Origin of the sequence: Catenovulum maritimum, assembly GCF_001050375.1 — a bacterium.
Classification (GTDB): Bacteria; Pseudomonadota; Gammaproteobacteria; order Enterobacterales; family Alteromonadaceae; genus Catenovulum; species Catenovulum maritimum.
This window is the reverse complement of sequence record NZ_KQ130484.1, coordinates 202792-225158: the sequence shown is the minus strand read 5'-3', so window position 1 is coordinate 225158 and position 22367 is coordinate 202792. Positions and strand designations below refer to the sequence as shown.

At 37.5% G+C, this 22367-nt stretch carries 17 protein-coding genes; 8 read left to right on the top strand and 9 right to left on the bottom strand.

Annotated elements, in window-relative coordinates:
* The first annotated feature begins 90 nt into the window (after positions 1-90).
* Positions 91-645: a YfaZ family outer membrane protein gene (locus tag XM47_RS05165; protein WP_048690445.1), complete on the top strand. Its 555-nt coding sequence runs from the start codon at positions 91-93 to the stop codon at positions 643-645.
* 73 nt (positions 646-718) lie between these two features.
* On the opposite strand, the gene prlC is transcribed toward XM47_RS05165, so the two are convergent.
* The 3 genes from prlC to proB all read right to left on the bottom strand — a co-directional run bounded on the left by prlC (position 719) and on the right by proB (position 5550).
* Entirely contained in the window at positions 719-2761 is a 2043-nt protein-coding gene (gene prlC / locus XM47_RS05160; protein WP_048690444.1) for an oligopeptidase A, read from the bottom strand.
* A gap of 426 nt (positions 2762-3187) precedes the next feature.
* Complete coding sequence (locus XM47_RS05155) at positions 3188-4438, bottom strand: glutamate-5-semialdehyde dehydrogenase (RefSeq protein WP_048690442.1); 1251 nt, start codon at positions 4436-4438, stop codon at positions 3188-3190.
* An 11-nt stretch (positions 4439-4449) separates the two neighbouring features.
* Positions 4450-5550: a glutamate 5-kinase gene (gene proB, locus XM47_RS05150; RefSeq protein WP_048690441.1), complete on the bottom strand. Its 1101-nt coding sequence runs from the start codon at positions 5548-5550 to the stop codon at positions 4450-4452.
* Positions 5551-5679: 129 nt separating this feature from the next.
* Between proB and XM47_RS05145 the strand changes: the two genes are divergently transcribed.
* Positions 5680-6843: a GAK system CofD-like protein gene (locus XM47_RS05145; protein WP_048690439.1), complete on the top strand. Its 1164-nt coding sequence runs from the start codon at positions 5680-5682 to the stop codon at positions 6841-6843.
* Positions 6844-6929: 86 nt separating this feature from the next.
* On the opposite strand, the gene speE is transcribed toward XM47_RS05145, so the two are convergent.
* Positions 6930-7784: a polyamine aminopropyltransferase gene (gene speE / locus XM47_RS05140; protein WP_048690438.1), complete on the bottom strand. Its 855-nt coding sequence runs from the start codon at positions 7782-7784 to the stop codon at positions 6930-6932.
* Positions 7785-7931: 147 nt separating this feature from the next.
* On the opposite strand from speE, the gene speA reads away from it, so the two are divergent.
* Complete coding sequence (gene speA, locus XM47_RS05135; protein WP_048690436.1) at positions 7932-9812, top strand: biosynthetic arginine decarboxylase; 1881 nt, start codon at positions 7932-7934, stop codon at positions 9810-9812.
* Between the two features lie 55 nt (positions 9813-9867).
* Here the strand turns inward: speA and XM47_RS05130 are convergent, their stop codons facing one another.
* Positions 9868-11088 carry an EAL and HDOD domain-containing protein gene (locus XM47_RS05130; RefSeq protein WP_048690435.1) on the bottom strand — a complete coding sequence of 407 codons (1221 nt, stop codon included), beginning with the start codon at positions 11086-11088 and terminating at the stop codon, positions 9868-9870.
* 327 nt (positions 11089-11415) lie between these two features.
* Between XM47_RS05130 and rpoH the strand changes: the two genes are divergently transcribed.
* Positions 11416-12267: an RNA polymerase sigma factor RpoH gene (gene rpoH, locus XM47_RS05125; protein ID WP_048690433.1), complete on the top strand. Its 852-nt coding sequence runs from the start codon at positions 11416-11418 to the stop codon at positions 12265-12267.
* Positions 12268-12455: 188 nt separating this feature from the next.
* Here the strand turns inward: rpoH and XM47_RS05120 are convergent, their stop codons facing one another.
* The 3 genes from XM47_RS05120 to rnr all read right to left on the bottom strand — a co-directional run bounded on the left by XM47_RS05120 (position 12456) and on the right by rnr (position 16051).
* On the bottom strand, positions 12456-12689 hold the full coding sequence (locus tag XM47_RS05120; protein WP_048690432.1) for a hypothetical protein: 234 nt from the start codon (positions 12687-12689) through the stop codon (positions 12456-12458).
* Positions 12690-12706: 17 nt separating this feature from the next.
* Positions 12707-13450 carry a 23S rRNA (guanosine(2251)-2'-O)-methyltransferase RlmB gene (gene rlmB, locus XM47_RS05115; RefSeq protein ID WP_077066480.1) on the bottom strand — a complete coding sequence of 248 codons (744 nt, stop codon included), beginning with the start codon at positions 13448-13450 and terminating at the stop codon, positions 12707-12709.
* Between the two features lie 93 nt (positions 13451-13543).
* Complete coding sequence (gene rnr / locus XM47_RS05110; RefSeq protein ID WP_048690430.1) at positions 13544-16051, bottom strand: ribonuclease R; 2508 nt, start codon at positions 16049-16051, stop codon at positions 13544-13546.
* Between the two features lie 138 nt (positions 16052-16189).
* On the opposite strand from rnr, the gene XM47_RS05105 reads away from it, so the two are divergent.
* Entirely contained in the window at positions 16190-16840 is a 651-nt protein-coding gene (locus XM47_RS05105; protein ID WP_048690426.1) for a hypothetical protein, read from the top strand.
* Positions 16841-16870: 30 nt separating this feature from the next.
* Here the strand turns inward: XM47_RS05105 and panP are convergent, their stop codons facing one another.
* Positions 16871-18502 (bottom strand): pyridoxal-dependent aspartate 1-decarboxylase PanP, encoded by a 1632-nt coding sequence (gene panP / locus XM47_RS05100; RefSeq protein WP_281175791.1) that lies wholly within the window; start codon positions 18500-18502, stop codon positions 16871-16873.
* 178 nt (positions 18503-18680) lie between these two features.
* Here panP and XM47_RS05095 point away from each other — a divergent pair, with 178 nt between their 5' ends.
* The 3 genes from XM47_RS05095 to XM47_RS05085 all read left to right on the top strand — a co-directional run bounded on the left by XM47_RS05095 (position 18681) and on the right by XM47_RS05085 (position 22333).
* Positions 18681-19007, top strand: coding sequence for a YebG family protein (locus tag XM47_RS05095; protein ID WP_048690424.1), 327 nt, complete (start codon positions 18681-18683; stop codon positions 19005-19007).
* Positions 19008-19211: 204 nt separating this feature from the next.
* Positions 19212-20426 (top strand): sugar ABC transporter substrate-binding protein, encoded by a 1215-nt coding sequence (locus XM47_RS05090; protein ID WP_048690422.1) that lies wholly within the window; start codon positions 19212-19214, stop codon positions 20424-20426.
* Positions 20423-22333: a sensor histidine kinase gene (locus tag XM47_RS05085; RefSeq protein ID WP_048690421.1), complete on the top strand. Its 1911-nt coding sequence runs from the start codon at positions 20423-20425 to the stop codon at positions 22331-22333. The genes XM47_RS05090 and XM47_RS05085 overlap by 4 nt, the downstream gene beginning before the upstream one ends.
* The last annotated feature ends 34 nt before the right edge of the window (positions 22334-22367 follow it).

Here is a 22367-nt window from a genome sequence, read left to right as displayed (position 1 = left end):
ACCATCCCCGCAATAATGACAAAATAAAGAGTAAGCAGCTAAAGCTGACTTGCTAATCTATTGCTAGGCTAATTTAAGGAACTAAAAGCAATGAAAAAGTTAACAAGCTTAACCGCCATCTTATTATCTGGCATGACTTTCCAAGCATCAGCAAGTAACCTAATGCTAGACATAGGTAATGACTCGATCAATGCCGAACTAAATTCAAATAAATTAAGCAATAATGCTAGCTTCTCAGTTGGCGCTTTAATAAACGAAAATGACGATAAACTATTTAGCATCAAAGCATTAGTTTCGGGTAATATTCAAAAGCAACAAAACATAACTGCTGGTATAGGCGCAAAATTATATTTTGCTGATGTAGGTGAAGAAAATGTGCAAGGTTTAGGTTTAGGTGGTGAATTTGCTTACCAATTACCAGATGTACCTGAAATAGAGCTTACACTGCATGCTTACTATGCCCCTAGTATCGCGTTAAGCGACGACTTAGATTACCAAATTGATACAGCTGCACGCCTAAGTTATAAATTAATTGAAAATGGTGCAGTTTATTTAAGCTATCGTCATGTTAAAGCAACTCACGAATCAAAAACCAATTTCACAATTGATAATGGTTTAAACTTTGGCTTCCAGTTTTTCTTTTAAGAAAAAATAAAATGTGAGTAATAAAAAAAGGTGCTTTCTCAGCACCTTTTTTGTTTTTGCTTGTAGGCTTAAATTAAGCTGCTATACCTGAATGCCTCAATAAAGCATCAACCTCAGGCTCACGTCCTCTAAAGGCTTTAAACAACTCCATTGGCTCTTTCGATCCGCCCATTTCTAAAATGTTGTGTAGAAATGACAAGCCTGTTTCGCTATCGAAAATACCTTTTTCTTCAAATAGTGAAAAAGCATCAGCAGACAATACTTCCGCCCACTTGTAACTATAATAACCTGCAGCATAACCGCCGGCAAAAATATGGCTAAAACTATGCTGAAAGCGATTAAATTCCGGCGGTCTAATAACCGAAACCTTATCTCTCACTTTATCGATAACAGCCTGTACATCAGCCTTCTGACCCGCTTGGTAATTTAAATGCAGTTCAAAATCAAATAATGAAAACTCTAGCTGTCTAGCCATCATCATGGCTGATTGGAAGTTCTTAGCTGCAAGTAACTTATCCAACAAATCTTGAGGTAAAGCTTCACCCGTTTCGTAATGTCCTGAAATATCAGCTAAAGCTTCAGGCTGAAAACACCAGTTTTCCATAAATTGACTCGGCAATTCGACTGCATCCCATGCTACGCCATTAATACCAGCAACAGCACTGACATCAATCTTAGTCAGCATATGATGTAAACCATGGCCAAATTCGTGGAATAAGGTTTGTACTTCATCATGGGTAAATAAAGCAGGTTTATCTCCAACTGGTTTATTAAAATTACACGTCAAATAGGCAACTGGGGTTTGTAACTCGCCATCTTGTTTAATTCTGCGACCAGCACAGTCATCCATCCATGCGCCGCCTCGCTTATGCTCTCTAGCATAAAGATCGAAGTAAAAACTACCTTTCAATTCACCCGTTAAGTCAAAAATATCAAAGAATCGCACCGAATCATGCCAAACTTGAACCCCTTCCCTTGGCTTGATCTCTATACCAAATAATCTTTCTGCCGTTTTAAATAAGCCAGAGATTACTTTTGCTTCGGGAAAATATGGTCTTAATGTTTCGTCAGATATCGCATATTTTTGCTGTTTAAGCTTTTCAGCATAGTAACTTAAATCCCATGACTCTAACTTTTCAACGCCATGTTCATCTTTTGCAAAGCTAGTTAGCTCTGCCAATTCAGCTAAAGCTTGTGGCTTACTTTTATCACTTAAGTCATTTAAAAAATTCAAAACTTGGGCTGGTGATTCTGCCATTTTCGTGGCCAGAGACTTCTCAGCAAAGTTATCAAAATCTAACAATTGAGCTAATTCATGACGCAAAGCTAAAATTTCTTGAATATATTCTGAGTTATCCCATTGACCGGCATTTGGTCCTTGATCAGATGCACGAGTAGCAAACGCCTGATACATTTCAGCTCTTAACTCTCGGTTATCTGCATAAGTCATTACAGGTAAGTAACTCGGAAACTCCAGAGTAAACAACCAACCCTCTTGCTCTTTAGACTTAGCAGTTTCAGCTGCAGCTTGTTTTGCCATATCAGGTAAGCCTGATAACTGGGCCTCATCTGTAATTAACTTTGTCCACCCTTGAGTGGCATCTAGGACGTTATTACCAAACTTACTGGTTATTTCCGATAATCTTTGTCTGATTTCGGCATATCTTTGCTTTTTATCTTCTGCGAGTGACACACCAGATAATTTAAAATCTCTTAATGCATTTGAAATAGACTTTTGCTGGGCTGTGGTTAGGGTTTCAAATTCATCACTATCGGCAAGGTTTTGATAAGCTTGGTATAAAACTTGGTTCTGACCGACAAAAGTACTGTACTCTGATAATAATGGCAAACAGGCTTGGTAAGCTTCTCTTAAAGCCTCGCTATCAGCAACCGAGTGTAGGTGAGAAACAGGAGACCACACTTTAGAGAGCTTATCATCAGCTTCATCTAAAGGTACAACTAACGACTGCCAAGTGAAATTTGGACCTGTAGTCAAAACACGCTCAATTGTTTCTTTCGCTTTAGCAATGACAGATTCAACAGCTGGTTGTACATGTTCAGCTTTTATTTCAGAAAACAAAGGTAAAGTAGCGTTGGATAACAGAGGGTTACTCATAAAATATTCTCATTATTGGATTAAGGTCAAACTCAGCCTAAAAGACAAATAGCAATAAGCATTTGTAATTGCTTAAGACAAGTTAAAACAATCGATATTTGCTCTAACTTAAGTTAATTCTAGTTAATCTATTTAAAGGTGAAACAAAAAGTCGAAACTTTACGTTTATAACAAACCATAAACTATAGGTGGGGTACTGAAATAAAAATACAAGGCTGTTATTTAAGATTATTTAATAATCACTCGTCATCAGTTTGATTAAAACAAGATAGAGAGCACCATATGATAAATCCGAGGGCAACTAAAGTAAGAGGAATAAAAATATATGAGAGTATCGCTAAATCCATTCGGCTAATTCTTCCTTGAAATTAAAGTGAGAGTTCATATTCGAACTCTCACTGAGTATAGCTAAATTATTTTAAACTGTTAACTTCTAATTTGGCCATCACCAAGCACAACAAATTTTTCTGTTGTTAAGCTTTCAAGTCCCATTGGGCCGTATGCGTGTAGTTTAGAAGTCGAAATACCAATTTCAGCACCTAAGCCTAATTGACCACCATCAGAAAATCTTGAAGATGCATTAACCATAACGACAGCACTGTTGATTCGTCTAACAAATTCATTTGCTAGACGATAATCTTGAGTACAAATCACTTCAGTGTGTCCTGAGCTATAAGTTTCTATGTGGCCAATCGCAGCTTCAAAATCATCGACAATACGCACCGCAATTTCAAGCGCTAAATATTCAGCATCCCAATCGGCTTCCGTCGCGACTTCTGCGTTTTCAAAATACCCTATACTTTGCTCACAAGCATGCACTTTAACGCCTTTTTCACTAAACATTTTAGCAACAAGTGGCATATATTCTTCAGCTTTAGATTTATGAACAAGTAAAGTTTCTAGTGAATTACATACGCCTGTTCTTTGGGTTTTACCATTGGTTAATAGATCTAATGCCATCTCATTTTCAGCATATTGATCTATGTATAAGTGGCATACCCCTTTAAAATGTTGAATAACAGGAATTCGACTATTTTCAGTCACAAATCGAATTAAACCTTCACCACCGCGAGGGATGATTAAATCTATATCATCCGATAATGTCATTAGTTCATTCATAACATTACGATCCGGATCAGGTACAACGCCAATAGCATTTGCATCTATACCTTGCTCTTCTAATGCTTCATGTAAACATTTCGCTATGACTAAATTCGAATGTAATGCTTCTTTACCGCCTCTTAAGATAACTGCATTACCCGATTTTAAGCAAAGTGCCGCAGCTTCAGCTGTCACATTTGGCCTTGCTTCGTAAATCATAGCAATCACACCCAGTGGGATTCTCATTTTACCGACTCGGATGCCATTAGGTCGAGTTGTCATGTTAGACATAGTGCCCACAGGATCCGTTAATTGTGTCACTTCAATTAGTGCATTCGATAAATCTTTAACTCTTTCAGGGGTTAATCTTAGTCTGTCTATCATAGCTTCTGATAGACCATTTTCTCTGCCTGCAGTTAAGTCTTTTTCATTTTCAGACAAAATCAAATCGGTTCTCTCAACCAATTTATTAGCCATAGCCGTTAATGCGGCATCTTTTTGTACTGTACTTAAGTTGGCAACTGAAAAAGATGCTTTGCGTGCATCTTTTGCCATTTTAGCAATTGAAAAACTCATATTTTAACCTTTTAAATGATAACTAGGTCGTCACGATGAATGACAACATTGCTTGGACAATAGCCAAGCTCTTCAGTTATTTTTGAACTGTTTAAGCCTCGAATTTTATTTAACTCTGGTGCCGAATACTGGCAGATACCTTTAGCAATAGTTTCAGATTTTTGATTCAAAACCAACACAGCGTCTCCTTTGTGAAAGTTACCCTCAACTTGCTTTATACCAATACTCAACAAAGAAGCACCTTGGTTAATTAATGCAGCCTGCGCTCCGTCATCAACAACAACATGGCCTTGAGTTTTCAAAGTATGTTGTAACCAATTTTTTCGCGCCTTATTCGGACTCGCTTGATGTTTAAACCAAGTACCCGTTAATTCATTGTGTAATAACCGATCGAACACTTGACCATTTCGACCATTCACAATTAAACAATGTACTCCGTTTATGGTTGCTTTTTCTGCGGCTTCAATCTTTGTCCGCATACCACCCGTTGCTAACTTATTGCTGGTACCACCCGCTAATGCGTATATCTCTGAATTAATCTTTTCAACAACCGGTATTAATTCGGCATTAGGGTTGGTTCTCGGGTCTGCTGTATATAACCCATCTATATCACTGCAGATCATTAGCATTTGTGCATCAGAGACCTGAGAAACTAATGCTGCTAAATTATCATTGTCGCCAACTTTAAGTTCAGCAGTTGCAACCGAATCGTTTTCATTCACAATTGGTAAGATACCATTGTTCAACAATTCTCGGATGGTGTTCTTTATATTAACATATCGGCGGCGATCTGCTAAATCCTCGTGTGTCAGCAAAATTTGAGCACACGGAAAATCAAAAAAGCGACTCCAATTAGCCATCATTTGCATCTGCCCAACCGCAGCCATAGCCTGCTTTTCTGCAATAGAAGGAGCTTCACCATGGCTAATTAAGTTACGCCCTGCAGCAACACTACCACTAGAGACTAACACAATTTCTTTTCCTGCCAGACGGCATTCAGAAATATATCTAGCAATGGGTAATAAAAACTGCCCGCTACACCCTTTGCCTTCGGGTGAAATTAACGCGCTTCCAACTTTAATAACAGCTCTTTGCCAAGCAAACAAATTCATAAATAATAGCTAACGATTGTTGTAATGTTCGGATTATATACTCATAACCTTTACTGATCGATTAGCAGTTTATAATTTATTTTCATCCAGCTTTAGCTGAAATTGAATTTATGTATTAAACTCAATTTCATGAAAAATCCTGCACAATTAACTCCTTGGCTAACAGGTAAGCATGTAAATCGCCAATCCCAAAGCGGCCCATCAATTCTATTTATTAGTGGAGGCTCAGCTTTAACCTCTTTTTGTCACACTCTAACTAAGTCAACCCAAAATAGTGTCCACTTAATTACAACATTTGATTCTGGTGGCAGTACGGCTGAATTAAGGAAACATTTTAACATTCCCGCGATAGGGGATATTCGCAGTCGTTTAATTACTTTGGCAAATGATAGCCTACCTGAAATAAGGCACTTAGCTAATTTACTCAATTACCGCTTCCCACATCAAGCTAAGCCTCAAAATTTAAAAATAGAGTTAGAGCATATACTCACAGGGGAACATATACTTACCCAAAAACTGCCACTGGGTTTACTAAACTTTATTCAGCACACTCTACAAAGTTTTTTTGAGCGAAAACCTGCTAATTTTAAACTCAATGGAGCAAGCATAGGGAATTTATGTCTAGTTGGCTGCTATTTTAGTCATGATAAAAACCTAGATTCCTGCATTGAGGTTTTTTCTGAGTTACTCGATATAAAGGGTAAGATATTACCCGTGCTGGATGATGATTATCACTTAGTCGCTGAACTAGAATCTGGCAGCAAAATTTGTGGCCAGCATTTAATAACAGGCAAAGAAGTTAACCCAATTGCATCTCCAGTTAAAAATTTATTTTTAACTCAAGATCTACTGTTCCATACTCCGCAACAACCTAAAACAAGCCAGAAAGTAATAGACCAAATTATGCAAGCTGATTTAATTTGCTACCCCCCTGGAAGCTTTTATACCAGTGTCATTGCAAATTTACTGGTATCTGGGGTTGCTGAAGCAATCCATGAAAACCCTTGTCCAAAAGTATTCCTGCCCAACACAACAGCCGATCCTGAACAGCTTGGCATGAATTTAACTGATATGCTAAGCCAGTTAAATCAACTCGGAAAATGCACTAAATTAAAGATATTGCTCGATGAAAAAGACAGCAGTTACCCATTTTCGACACAGGTAGACTCATTAAATTGTGGATCAGAAATAATCAAGTTAGATTTAATCAGCCCTCATTCACAACCTTTCTACGACACCAAAAAAGTGGTGGATGCTTTATTAAATTTGATACCAGACATTAAAGCTAAATAACAGCCAAAGCTAGGGTTAGCTAACTCGATAGACTCTTCTCTCCAATCAAATAGAAAGAAGACCTAGCACAGGGAAAATACAGCTAACTATAAAGATTTCTTCAAGAAGTTAGGCAATCTCATAGCAGCTTGATGGACAACAGGGCTGTAATACTCGCAATTATTAGACATTTCGGCTGCGTCTTTATGCCTAAACTCACCAAAATCGCCCTGTTTTTTTGCTAAAGTGCAAGACCATAGCCCACTCGGGTAGATAGGTTGAGGAAAAATGATGGTTTGTAAATTAGAAAAACCAACCTCGAGCATAGCTTCTCTCATTTCTTTTATTAACTTTTGATGCAAGATAGGTGATTCACTTTGCTGGACTAAAATACCATCTGGTTTTAAGGCATTTAAACAAGATTGATAAAAAGCATAGTCATATAGTCCCTCACTTGGCCCAACGGGATCGGTTGAATCCACAATAATAATATCAAGTGACTCTGGTAAAGCATCATGCATAAACTTGATTCCATCACCAAAAATAATCTGAGCTCTAGGATCTTGGTTACTTTCGCATAGCTCAGGGAAATAACGTTTGGCCATGTCGGTGACTAACTCATCAATATCGATTTGAGTCGCAGCTTCGACACTGGTGTGTTTAAGCACCTCTTTCAAAGTGCCACAATCACCTCCCCCTATCACAACAACATTTTGCGGTTTAGGATGAGTAAATAAAGCAGGATGAGACATCATTTCATGATAAAAAAAGTTCTCACGAGAACTTACCATAGTGCAACCATCCAATACCATCAGATAACCAAAATCTGTCGTTTGGTATATTTCTATTTTTTGAAATTGAGATTGCTTCTCAACAATTTTGTTTTTAACTCTTAAAGAAAAAGCGGAGCCAGTCTTATCACACTGCTCGGTGAACCAATATGGTGATGCAAAATCGGACATAAAACCCTCAATTAGCTAAAAATAAATCCAAATTTGGCAAAAATCTGCCCGTCAACGGTAACTCAAGCAATATTTCTCATTAAATAATAGCTGATGATAAATATTAAGATTAAACTAAGCGAAGTTTTTTCGTTTTAGCACAAAAATATGACAGATAATTTTTCATCTCAAGCAAAAGCTGTATATAACATTTCAGAATGGAGCGACGGCTACTTTGATATTTCCGATTCTGGGAAGCTTTGCGTCCACCCGTCAACAACGTCGTTACAGAAAGTACCTGTAAACGACATAGTTAATGAGCTTATAGAATCAGGCTTAAGATTACCAATCTTATTGCGCTTTACTGATGTGTTACAGGATAAAGTAAAATGCTTAAACAAAGCCTTTGATGATGCTATCAAGCAATTTGAATATGGTGCCGAATACACATCCGTTTACCCGATTAAAGTAAACCAACAGCAAAGTGTTGTACGTAAGCTAGTGCAATCGTCACCACAAATTGGCTTAGAAGCGGGTAGCAAACCTGAATTACTCGCTATTTTAGGCATAGCACCTAAGCCAATCAAAATAATATGTAACGGCTATAAAGACGCAGAGTTTTTACAATTGGCTATTATTGCTCAGCAACTAGGTCATCAAGTTTTTGTAGTCGTTGAAAAATTATCAGAACTAAAATTGTTACTCAGTGAAAGCGAAAAAATGGGGGCAATACCGAATATAGGTATCCGGATTCGTTTAAATTCGGTTGGTAAAGGAAAATGGCAAAATTCTGGCGGAGAAAAAGGTAAATTTGGTTTAACGTCTAGTCAGTTATTAGAAGCGATCAACATATTAAACCAAGCCAATAAACTAGAGCACTTTAAGCTGGTTCATTTTCATCTTGGTTCACAAATTGCCAATATCCGAGACATACAACTAGCGATTAAAGAATGCGCTCGCTACTACTGCGAACTCACTCAGTTAGACATTCCTCTTCATACAATAGATGTCGGTGGTGGTTTGGGTGTTGATTATGAAGGCAGTGCAAGCAGAAGTAGCTGCTCAATGAACTATGATATGGGCGAATATGCTAGAAATATAGTGACAGGGATTTCAGAAGTTTGTGATAAAGCAGGTTTACCACACCCAAATATTATCAGTGAATCAGGTCGGGCACTAACCGCCCACCATGCAGTCTTAATTACGAATATCATAGAAAAAGAGACGCCGCCTAAATTATCTCAACAGCCAAAATTATCTTATAACGCGGCTCAGGAAAGTATTGAGATGGCGGAATTAAGCGATAATATTACGTCGCGAAATGCGATTGAAAAATATCATGACGCTGTGTTTTATTTTAGCGACGGCCAACAAAAATTTACCATGGGGCTCATATCCCTTAAACAATGGGCTGAGTTAGAAACCTTATACTTTAATGTATTGCATCAAATACAGGCTAAACTTGACCCGACTGCAAGAGTACATAGAGAACTTGTTGAAAGCCTAAATGAAAAATTAGCCTGCAAATTATTTTGTAATTTTTCTTTATTCCAATCATTGCCTGATGCTTGGGGAATAGGTCAAATATTCCCAATTGTACCTTTAACCCACTTAGACAAGCCATTAACCACAAGAGCAATTATCCAAGATATTACTTGTGATTCTGATGGTCAAATTAGGCAGTATAGCGATGGTATGGGGATAGAAACTAGTTTGCCCGTCCCTGAATATAATCAAGAACAGGACTACTTATTGGGTATGTTCATGGTCGGTGCTTATCAAGAAATTCTCGGTGATTTGCATAACTTATTTGGTGATACAGATTCAGCTCACGTTGAGTTTGACAGTCATGGTGGCTGGCAAGTAAACAATAAGCTTTACGGCGACACTGTAGAATCTGTGCTAAAAACGGTACATTTCAATAAACCTGAGTTACTGAGCCAATATCAATCTCAGCTAAAACAAAGTGATTTGACACCTGAACAACAAGTTAATTACTTTTACATATTATCTTCAGGATTAGAAGGCTACACTTATTTTGAGCTGTAAACTAAGAGGTTTTAACCAACAAGGGAGCTCTTCTCCCTTGTTACCGTCAAGCGATTTACAATTGACCTGTAGCCTCTAACGTATTAGCCCATTCTAGCGCTTCACTATAATAAGTATGTATATTATCAACACTAATGCTTAAACGCTCAGCTAGGCTATCCGTTTCTTCCCATTTACCATGTTCATAACTGAGTGCCAACCTTAAGTAATCGCCTAAATAGCCATTTTGATGAATTAATGCGCTTTGGATATCATCTAAGAGCGGAAGTTTAGTGGCAACTTGCGCCATAGGTTCATCTAAAATTGCATCGACTAGAGAAAACATCCCAGTTAAAAACGCCACTGGAGGGTTTTCACTATCTTCTCGATCCCGTGCTAATTTTTCACAAAATTTAGCTCTAATCAGAGATAGGATACATAACTCTTCTGTTTTACCTGCATTTAACCCAGCTAAAGCCAATAAACAGATAAATTTCTTCAGCTCGGTTTCTCCCATATAGGCTAAGGCATGCTTTAATGAGCCTATTTTTTGGCTTGAACCTGAACCAACACTATTAATAAATCTTAATAGTTTGAAGGATAATGAAACGTCTTTTTCAACTATCTTAGAGATAGCCTCTAAATCTAAATTTTCTTTTGAGGCCTGATCAATTAAATCAATTAAGTTTAGTTTATTTAAAGATAACTGTTTAGATTGAATGACTTCTGGTTTAGAAAAGAAATAGCCTTGGAATAACTCAAAACCTAAAGTTTTTAACTTTTCAAATTCTTCTCTTGTTTCCACTTTTTCTGCAATTAATTGGACACCACCACCTTGAATTCGGCGGATGTATTTAGAAATTTGGAGTATATTAAACTGCCTGACATCGACTTTTATAACATCTATATAGGGTAGAAAAATATCCCATTTAGGATCAAAGTCATGATCGTCTAGTGCTAAGCGATAGCCCTGTTTTTTTAATGCTCGACAGGTATCTAATAATTCATGGCTAACGGTAACCGTTTCTAAAATTTCAATGACGACATGCTTGGGATCAAGCGAAGTTGGAAAATTATTTAATAATGTCTCTTCTGTGAAATTTAAATAAGTCAGTTTATTGCCAGTAAGGGACTCTAACCCTCGAGTTAAGTGGCTATTTGTTAATATATTTGATGTCGCTTGATCTGGACAGATATCCGGAAAAGTATTTTCAAAGCTATTTCTGAATAGGAGTTCATAGCCATGTATTTTTTCATCAGCAGTCAGAATAGCTTGGCGAGCAACGTAAGAATACATATTCCCCCTCAAATCGAACAAGTCACCTTAACTTAGTTGTTAAAAAGTGACTAAAAAATTACAAATATTCAACATTAATAAAGTGTAAGCCAAATTTAACGTTTTGTATCTGCCAATTGTCACAAAGATCCGATATATTTAATTTGTTAAAAGCTATTAGCATAAAAATTCAAGAAAACGATTTATTATTCGATATTTTTATATGAACTTGTTTGACTTTTAATAGTCAATAAGCGAGAGTGATACACAGTCAGTACACTTAAGGTCTCTAGCTTATTTAGCTAGCTTTAAGTTTAGTAGTTTTGTACGTTTATATTGGAGTTCTTCATGACAACAACAGCATTAGCCTTAGTACCTCAGGCTGGTAGCCTGGATTCATATATCCAAAGTGTCAACAGCATCCCAGTTTTAACCGCTGAAGAAGAGAAAGGTTTCGCAGAACGTTTATTCAACGATGGCGATCTAGATGCAGCACAACAACTTATCATGTCTCATTTGAGATTCGTTGTGCACATAGCTAAAAGTTACTCTGGTTACGGTTTACCACAAGCAGATCTTATCCAAGAAGGTAATGTCGGCTTGATGAAAGCGGTAAGAAGATTCGATCCAGAAGTAGGTGTTAGACTAGTTTCATTCGCTGTGCATTGGATAAAAGCTGAAATCCATGAATATGTATTAAAAAACTGGCGTATAGTTAAAGTTGCGACGACAAAAGCGCAACGTAAATTATTCTTTAACTTACGTAAGTCGAAAAAGCGTTTAGGCTGGTTTAACCACGAAGAAGTCGATAAAGTCGCAAACGACCTAGGCGTTACGCGTAAAGATGTGCTTGAAATGGAAACTCGTATGAGTAGCCAAGATCAAGCCTTCGATTTAGCAAATGACGATGATGAAACCACTAATTTCTCACCTGCTCAGTTTTTAGAAGATACTAATTCTGATTTAGCGAACGATGTGGAAAGTAATCAATGGGATAATCACGCCAACGCACGTTTATTTAGCGCTATCTCAACCCTAGACGAGAGAAGCCAAGATATTATCCGTGCTCGCTGGTTAAACGACAGCAATAAAATTACTTTGCAAGAGCTTGCGGCTAAATACCAAGTATCTGCAGAACGAGTTCGCCAGTTAGAAACTAACGCGATGAAAAAGCTTAGAAATGCTATGGGTGAACTGTAAGACGGTTTACTAATATCTAAATTGAGTTAAATAAAAATAGCCGACTTGTTCGGCTATTTTTATTTTTAGCTTTAATTAATACCACTCCATCCTAATTATTCCTCAATTTTACCCAGTAAAATATAGATCAAAAACTTAGGTGAACTGGTATAACTTAAAACTGACCTGCTAATAAAATTTTGATTTAATTATTGAGTTGCAGATTCTAAATCAATTAAAACCTGTAATGCATTATCAGCCCCTTGACCACATATCCAATCACAAGCTTTAAATTCACTACAAACCTTGGGCCTTTCTGGCTTATTAAAAATTAGGCAGGTATTTTCTTGGGATAAATGTTGGCATCTAACACCTGCAGGCTTATTCAAAGAACTAATTGAAGGCGCAATACAACACGCGCCACAGCCTTTAATACAATCCATCTCGATTCTTAATTCGCTTAACTTTGTCTTTGACGAACAATTTCAAATAAGGTTACACCCGTTGCAACACTGACATTTAAGCTAGAAACTGAACCAGACATAGGAATTGAGATTAACTCATCACAAGTTTCTCTTGTCAAACGACGCATGCCTTCGCCTTCTGCGCCCATAACTAAAGCAATTGGTCCTGTTAACTTAGCTTGGTAAACTGTCTGTGTGGCTTCACCTGCAGTGCCGACAACCCATACACCTTTCTGTTGGATTTCTTTTAAAGTTCTGGCTAAGTTAGTTACTTGTATAAAAGGAACAGCTTCAGCAGCTCCACAAGCGACTTTTCGTGCTGTAGCGGTTAAACCACCGGATTTATTTTTGGGCACGATAACAGCATCAACACCCGCGGCATCAGCCGTTCTTAAACAAGCACCTATGTTATGTGGATCTGTCACACCATCTAAAATCAGTAAAAATGCTGGGCGATTCAGTTTATCTAAAATTTCATCTAAATCATTTTCATTTAAAATAGGTGCTGGTTGAACACGTGCAACAACCCCTTGATGCTGTTCCCCTGCAGCTTTATCATCTAGCGCTTTACGTTGGGCAAACTGAACTGTGATACCATTTTTACGAGCTAAATTGATGATATTATTTAATCTTTTATCATCTCGCCCCTTTAAACAAAATAGTTCTATCATTCTATGAGGCGCACTATTCAGCAACGCTTCAGCGGCATGCATGCCATATATTAATTCTGATTTACTCACTTTATTTTTCCAATTATGACGTTATTTAACTTTGATAATAAAATCAAAGTTAATGAATTCTATACGTAAATTTTCGACTACTAACGAAAGACATTACTTGCGTTTATTACTTTGACGCTTGGCATGCTTCTTAGTCGTGACTGCTTTTTTCTTCCGACTTGAAGACTTGCCTTTTGGCTTGCCGGATTTTTTATTAGCATTTTCTTTTTCCATCAGCATTTGTGTTTTGCTTTTAGATTTAGGTTTTTCACTATCCGTCGAGTCGCGACTGTCATTCGCTGTAGGTTTCGCTGTTGAAGGCGTATATTTAACAGCCTTCGTTTTGCTAGAGCCATATTTTTCTCTTCGTGACTCTTTTCCTTTCGAGTTTTTATCTCGGCTTCTTGAATTCTCTTTTCTATCTTTTCGACCCTTATTCCCTTTGCCTGTTGGTGAAGCGTCTTGACCGGCCAATAAAAAGTCTATTTTCTTATCTTCTAAGTTAACCGCAGATACCTTAATAGCAATCTCATCACCTAGCTTATAAACCTTACGTTTTTGCTCACCAATCAATAAGTGTCTCTTTGCATCATAGATATAAAAATCACTTTGCAAACTACTCACATGTACTAAGCCTTCGACATGTAAGTCATTAATACGAACAAAAAAACCAAAACTAGTAACGGCAGATATAACACCTTCAAACTCACTACCAACATGGTCTTGCATGTATTCACATTTTAGCCAATTAGCGACATCGCGTGTGGCTTCGTCTGCTCGACGCTCAGCTATAGATGTATGCACGCCAAGATCATTCATTTGCTTTTCATCGTAGGTATACTCGCCATTATCTCCCTTCATCATTTTTTGCGAACAGAGAATCGACTTAATAGCTCTGTGCAAAATCAAATCTGGATAACGTCGAATAGGCGAGGTGAAGTGCGCATATCCAGTCAGTGCTAGACCAAAGTGCCCGACATTATCGCCACTATAAATAGCCTGCTTCATTGAGCGCAGCAACATAGTCTGGATAAGTTCTTGATCTGGCCTGCCCTGAATTTTATCCACCAAATCTTTAAAATCTGTTGGGTTAAGTTCATCACCCATAGTAAAAGTGATACCAAGCTCGCTTAAAAAGCCAATAAACTGGGCTAACTTTTCACTATCTGGCTTATCATGTACTCGATATAAGGCCTTAGCCTTATGTTTAGTAATGAATCTAGCAGCAGCCACGTTCGCTAGAATCATGCACTCTTCAATTAACTTATGCGCGTCGTTACGAACGACTAATTCTATCGTGTCTATTTTCCTGAGTGAATTGAATACAAATTTAGGCTCAGGCGTTTCAAACTCAATCGCGCCGCGGTTTTCACGAGACTTTTTAAGCTGCTGATACATCTCATGTAAGGTTTCGAGATGAGGAACTTGGGCCTGATAACGCTGGCGAAGCGCTTCATCCCCTTTTAGAATTGAGCTTACTTTTGTATAAGTTAACCTAGCGTGAGAATTCATCACGGCTTGGTAAAATTTATAACCTGATAATACGCCTCGTTCACTCACAGTCATCTCGCAAACCATACACAAGCGATCAACTTGAGGGTTTAATGAGCATAAACCATTAGATAAAACTTCAGGCAGCATAGGAACAACTTGTTCTGGGAAATAAACTGAAGTTGCTCTTTTATTTGCTTCATCATCGACAATAGTACCGGGTCTTACGTAATAGCTAACATCCGCGATCGCAACCCATAAACGCCAACCACCCGATTTTTTCCGTTCGCAGTAGACGGCATCATCAAAATCTCTAGCATCTTCACCATCTATGGTAACTAAAGGCAAATCACGTAGGTCGACTCTGTCTAATTTAGCAAAATCGGGCACTTCTTCACCCCAAATTGCTAACTCTTTATCTAAGTTTTTTGGCCAAGCGTGAGGGATATCATAATTTCTTAACGCGACTTCAATTTCCATTCCAGGGGCCATGTGCTCACCTAAAACTTCAATAATCTTTCCAACTGCGCTCGCGCGTTTACTTGGCCTTTGAGTAATAGCAACTACAACCATTTGCCCATGTCGGGCACCTTTGGTTGAGTTTTTATCTATCATGATGTCTTGACCAATTCGAGAATCATCCGGCACGACAAAGCTCACACCTTGCTCAGTAAAATAGCGGCCAACAATATCTTCTTGTCTAGGTTTAATGACCCGAATAATGCGCCCTTCTCGCTTACCTCTTTGCTCTTTCCCTGAAGCTTTAGCTAAGACAAGATCACCATGAATAACAGATTCCATTTGATGAATGGGTAAAAATAAATCTTTTGTACCATGCTCTAACAGCACAAAACCAAAGCCATCTCTGTGACCTGCAACCTTACCTAGATAAAAGCCGAGTTGAGCAGGCGTTGCGTAGCCTAAACCTCGTTCATGCACGACTTTACCTTCTTGCTCTAATGCATTCAGGCAAGCTTGTAATTCAAGTTCTTGTTGTTCAGAGGAACACGCTAATTGCTCACGCAAGAAGTTGTAGCTGACAGCTTCTCCAGTTTGCTCAATTAACTTAATTAGTTTGTCAGCTAATAAAGGGTGGTATTCGAGAGGTATTTGCTTAGATTTTTTATTCATTCACTCAATTTCATTATAGAAGTCAGTTTAATTATACCTAAGATAGTTAAAAATGTATTAAACAGATGATAAATACTCGGTAATTTAGGTAGAATTGCTCATTCAGCTATGATTTATCGTCCAATAAGGAAATGAGGCATGTATATTTTAGTAAAGTGGTCTAAAACACTCTCTATGGTAAAAATTTTCTTATTTTGTTTTACCCTATTAAGCATTATTTGCCTCAAAGGTTGCGCAGCAACAAAAAGTGAAACTTTCAAAGAACTATCCTACCCAGAGCAAACAACAGAATTAGTGCTAGCTGATGTCAATCATTCAGACAACCCATTACTCGGCTCAAAGCTCACTTATCAAAGCCGATACTTTGACCATGATATATTCAACGTTTTTATCTACCCGATTAGACAAACTCAAATTAGTGATGTAGCTCAAATTTTAAACGTAGAAATGCGATATGTTTTTAAAGACATAGATAAATTAATTGCAGCGAAACAATTTCAAAAAAGAGATTTAGAGCAAGTGAGCCACATTCAGCTAAAAAATGAGACACAAGCATTCACGGGTATTAGAGGAGTTTCAAAAATAAACGTTGAAGATGAGCTATACATGCACGCTTATGTCTACCTATTTAGCCAGCAAGACAAAGTGATTAGAATCTCAACCAATATGAAGTTTGCAGATCAACTCCCCGCGCCAGACGAATACGTACTTGGTATATTAGCTGAACTAGTTGTGCCAGAAGAATCAGCTTATATGAAAAAATTCAGGGCAGAATATCGTAATAAATAAGCCACACATTGGCGTGGCTATTAGCTACTTTTAGCTCTCTAAAATTCGAATCAATTCAGGAAGGGCAATTTGACTTTTATTTGCTAAGCAGACTTGCTCTTCTAACATTTCTTGCAAAATCTGTTGAGTGGTTAATGGATTCGCAAGCACCACTCTAAATACAGTGATCACTTGATTATCATACCTAGCACAATTAATACGAGTACGACTGACAAAAGATTTACCAGCTTCTCGTTGTGACTTTTGAATAAACTGAGTTAGATCATCTAGATGTTCGTTAATCAATAAAGCTTGTTTAGGGGTCGCTTGCTTAAGCAGTTGCTTTATTTGTTTAGGTACAAATCTATAGGTTAAGATGCACAGTTCAGGTTGAGAAACTAATTCAAAATCAGCATTATTTTGAATCAGATTAGCAAAATAAGCAGCTTGCTCTATGCTGCGGTCGATTAATAATTCGTAACCTTTTCGGCCCAATACATTAAGCGCAGAATAAACTAACATGGCCATGCCAGGACGCGAGCCCTCCAAGGTATGCGAACCAAGATCTTTCGATCCTTTACGCAGTACGTATTCGGCATGGTGCTCTATTTCGCTCGCTAATCTAGGTGATTTAAATAAAACGAGTCCAGCGCCCATTGGCACATACATTTGCTTGTGAGCATCAATTGTTACACTGTCAGCTCTTTCTATACCTTTAAGTAAGCTTTTGTGTTTTTCTGAAAATAGTGTCGCCCCGCCCCAAGCTGCATCTACATGAAAATGACAATCCAGTTCTGCCGCTAGATCAGCTAAATCATTTAAGGGATCAACATTACCAGTTTCGGTTGTACCAGCAACACCAACAATCGCCATGACTTTTATATTTTGTTGCTTGAGCTGATTTGCTTTTAGCTTCATCTCATCAACTAACACTTTGTGCTCGCCATCAACTGGTACTGCAACCACATCATCTCGGCCTAAACCGAGTATATCTGCAGCTTTCGCAAGTGAATAATGACCTCGAGTAGAAACCAATATAGCAAGGCCATCATAGCCGTAATGCTTCAAGCCACGATAAAGGCCCGAATTATTGACACCTTTGAAATCACCACTCGCTTTTAATTCATTATTTCGAGCTACCCAAAGTGCCGATATATTAGCAACTGTCCCCCCTGAACAAAATGCGCCTAAAGAGTCAGACTCTGAGTGCATGAAATCTTGATAAAAAGCGTCTGATTCTGCGTAAACCAAATGATGCATCATACCTATAACTTGACGCTCCAATGGCGTGAAAGCTTTGGAGGTTTCGATTTTTACTAGATTTTGGTTTAACGCGATCATGATTTTTGACAATGGCAGCATAAAGTAAGGCAAAGCTGATGTCATATGACCAATAAAACTAGGTGCAGCAGTATGAACTGAATGAGCGACAAGCTTATCTAGTAAAAATTTGGTGTGCTCAGAAACAAACGTAGGCTCTTCTGGTAAATGAGCATGATTAAAATCTCTTTCGATTTCAGATAAAGGAATTTCACGGGCAACGATATGCTCATTCAAAAAACCAGCTAGGTTTTCAGAAATGTCTTTTTCAATTTTACCTAAAGTCGAATCGGGCGCTTCAGCGACCGTAAAGATTCGATGCAACGACTCCATATCGGCAGTTGCAATTTTAGTATGATTTATATCCACCAAATTTAAACTATGCTTAATTTTTTTCTAGGTCAGAACTTTAAATAAGTTTAGAGCACTTGTCTGCTTTTTCAGTGATTATTTTCATATATTTGAAATATAAACTTGAAAAACACTGTATATACGTACACAATAAGGTGGAAATTTAAGCTTATTTTAAAAGGTACACAAAATGGCAGTTAAACCACTTTGGCAATGTGATAGAGATGGGAAAATGTTTACAAATAAAAAAGATGCAGATATCTATGATCAAATGCTTGAATTAGCCGAAGCTATTTCTGCGGCAGTTGGCGAAAATGTTTCTGGTTTATCTGATCAACAACTTGACGACATTGGCCGCCTAATTTCGCGTAACAAAGAACAGTTTACGCTTGCATTTAAGGGTAAAGTAGAAAACTTAACCAAAATTGATTTTGCTGAGCCAGTCAACAAAGAGCAAGATGATGCAGAAACCAAGCCCAAAGCCAAAAAAGTTACCCCTATAAATAAAACGGCTTAATTCTATTAAGTTAGCTTCAAATGCATTAGAAAGTCGTTTCGTTAACCTAAATGAGTTAATTAAAATTAGGTTAACGAACGCTCAACGATAATGTTATTTTCGTCTTATTTTTTCAAACTTTATTCATATCAACAGAATCTGTTCTATATTTAAACGAATAAGGAATACATTCAATATATGCGTTAAGAAATAATGGCGACATCAATGCAGCTTACCCACTACCGGAGTCATTTAACTCGAGTTATTTTAATTATTAGTTTAATTTTAGTAACCTCAAGCTATGCCGAAGAACGCAAGATAATCCAATTTTGGCACAGTAATAATAGTGAGTTATTTTGGCAAAGTATTATTGATGACTTCAATCAAACACACTCAAATATAAAAATTCAAATATCTGTATTCCCAACCGAAGAACTGAAAACAGCCATAGTCAAGGCAGTATATTCAAAACAAGCTCCAGAAGTTGTGATGTTTTCATCTGATAATTTAGGTTACCGAGACTTGTTCGAGCTATCCGTGGTGTCTGAAGACATCCTCTCTCCTCAACTTACCGCTTCAAGCCTTGAGTATGTCAAAAACCAAGAACTACTCGGTATTCCCCTATATACAGGTAATCATCTAGTACTGTTTTACAATAAAAGTTATATCAATCGACCAGCATCGAATTGGCAAGAGTTACTCAAGCAAACCCCCAAATTATTACAACAAAACATTAAGCCTCTAGCTATCAAGTATTCTGAAATGTACTGGTTTATCGCTTTTTTACACGGTATGGGGGGGGAAACATTAAAACTGGATAAACCGACGCTAAATACAGCCGAAATGGTAAATACCTTGAAGTTTTACAAACAATTGCAGCAAACACTTAAAGTACCTCAAAGTTGTACTTATGACTGCCCTAGCTTGCATTTTTTTCAAGGTAAATACGCTTATTCTATTAATGGTGATTGGGAATTCGAACAAACCCGAAAAAGGCTAGGCAATAACTTTGGCATAGCTCCCTTGCCGACTATACATCAGCATAAAGTTAGCTCATTAAGTGGCGCGTTAACGATTGCATTTCCTGCTCAATCCTTATCTAACACAAATCGCCCTCACCTGGTTGAACTCGCAAAATATCTCCAATCCGAAAAGGTTATGAGAAGAATTTCAACTGAATTACATGTATTCCCAAGTCATAAACTCATCCAAGCAGAAATTCTCAATGAAGCAGATGAAAACTGGAAAGCATTAATTAGCCAATTAGAAGTGAGTAAAAAACTGAAACCAAGTAAAGCCGTTGTTTCATCTTGGAATGCGATGGCAAAAGGGTTAAACCTTTATTTAAATGGCACCTTATCAGCCCACCAAACAGCCGAGTACATGCAATCGACAGCTGAGTATGAAATGCAAAAATTAACCAACACGAGGCTGCAATGAGACTTTTTAAGAAATCACACCTCAAAACGACTTTACTGTTGGTTTTGATAGCGATTTCAGTATTGCCTGCATTACTCATTTCTAGCTACCTGTTGAGTCAATTTAGACAAATAAATAAAGAAGTTGAGGTAGAAAAATTACAAGCGCAAACTCAATCGGCAAAAGCTGAAATTTATTTTAAAATAAAGCAACTGAGCTTAGCCCTAGAACAAGCGTCAACCGATACGAATGTTGCACTTGCCGCACATACGGGTATTTTTGGTTTTAGAGCAAGGTTGAAATTAAACAGCATACGCAACCAATCACAACTAGCGACCAGCGTGTTACTAGTCGACACTAATTTAAGAGCGATTGAAGCCTCCCCACTAGCAGCTGAACTAATTGACCATAATGAGCTCAATCAACAATTTCAAGATAGCATCCAACAAGGATATAAGGCTCAGTTTTCTAGCCATATTTTGGATACTCCCCAAATGCTGATAGAAGAAAGAAAAATTTACGAAAAAAATTCAATTGATATCAAGAGTGAACAATCTCTTATTTTTATTGCGCCTTTAATTTTATCCGAAACACAAACCGTGGATGACAATGCAAAATTAACTGGTTTACTTGTCGCTATCATTCCACTTGAAAGTCTATACAAAGACATTCAATCAGTAACCCCACTCGTTTTACTGGATCAAATCACATATAAGACACAGCCATTAATTAGTAGTATTAGCACCCCAAAAGACAGAATATCTGTCGAGTCTAGGCTCTCATTTGATAAAAATAATACAGATTTAAAGCTCAAATATTCCATAGATAAAGCGGCGGCATTTGCTTCCGTCTCAGATTTACAACACGAGTACATTATTATCACGATTTTATTTTTATCTATTGTACTCGGACTAAGTATTTTTATTTCAGGGTTAATCACTAAGCCACTTAAGGCGCTATCTGATTTGGTCCAAACCTATGCCGCGGGTAACTTAAGACCACAAAAAGTTAAGTTAAATTTTATAGAAATACAATCCATAGTTTACGTTCTGTATAAAATGGCTCAACGAATCAACAAAGACCAACAAGAGTTAGAAACCAGAGTTGAGCAAAGAACGGTAGAGTTAAAACAAGCGGTTGATGAACTATCAGTTACCTTAGCACAATTAAAGCAAACTCAAAGTCAGTTAATTGAATCTGAAAAAATGTCTTTGCTCGGTCAGCTTTTAGCTGGAATAGCACATGAAGTAAATACACCTGTAGGGGTAAGCATAACGGCCTCAAGTATGCTGACTGAACAAATAAAACAACTCAATAATAAATTCAATAATGCCAGTTTAACCAAATCTGAGTTAGATGGATTTATTAAACAAATCTCTGAGTGCAGCCTGCTAGTCGAGAAAAATTTAGGTAGAGCAAGTGAGCTTATTCAAAACTTTAAATCCGTTGCGGTTTCAGCAGAAAGTGAAAACCCTAGAATATTTAATGTCAAAAACCTACTCATAGATGTACTGCAAACCCTTAAACTTGAACTAGAAAAACAACAAATATCAGTTACCATTTCAGGAGAGGAAAAACTGGAAATCTATAGCCAATCCGGTGCACTTGCCCAAATCATCTCACACCTAATACTGAATGCGGTTAGACATGCATTCAACCATAGCGAAAACAACCAGATAGTCATTGAATTTAGTAAAATAGCGAATCGCTTGGTCATTCTTTTTAAAGATAATGGTTCGGGTGTTAGTGATAAGCTACTCGACAACTTATTTGCTCCATTTTATGACCACCTAAATAAAAATAACAATACAGGACTCGGTTTGAATATAGTTCACAACCTCACCACTCAAGCTTTAAAAGGAGAAATAAAAGCTTTTCATGCAAAACCTTCTGGTTTGGTTTTCGAAATATATATCCCCCTGAAATAACCAACCTGAGCTTGGTCAAGCTACAAGCTAATAT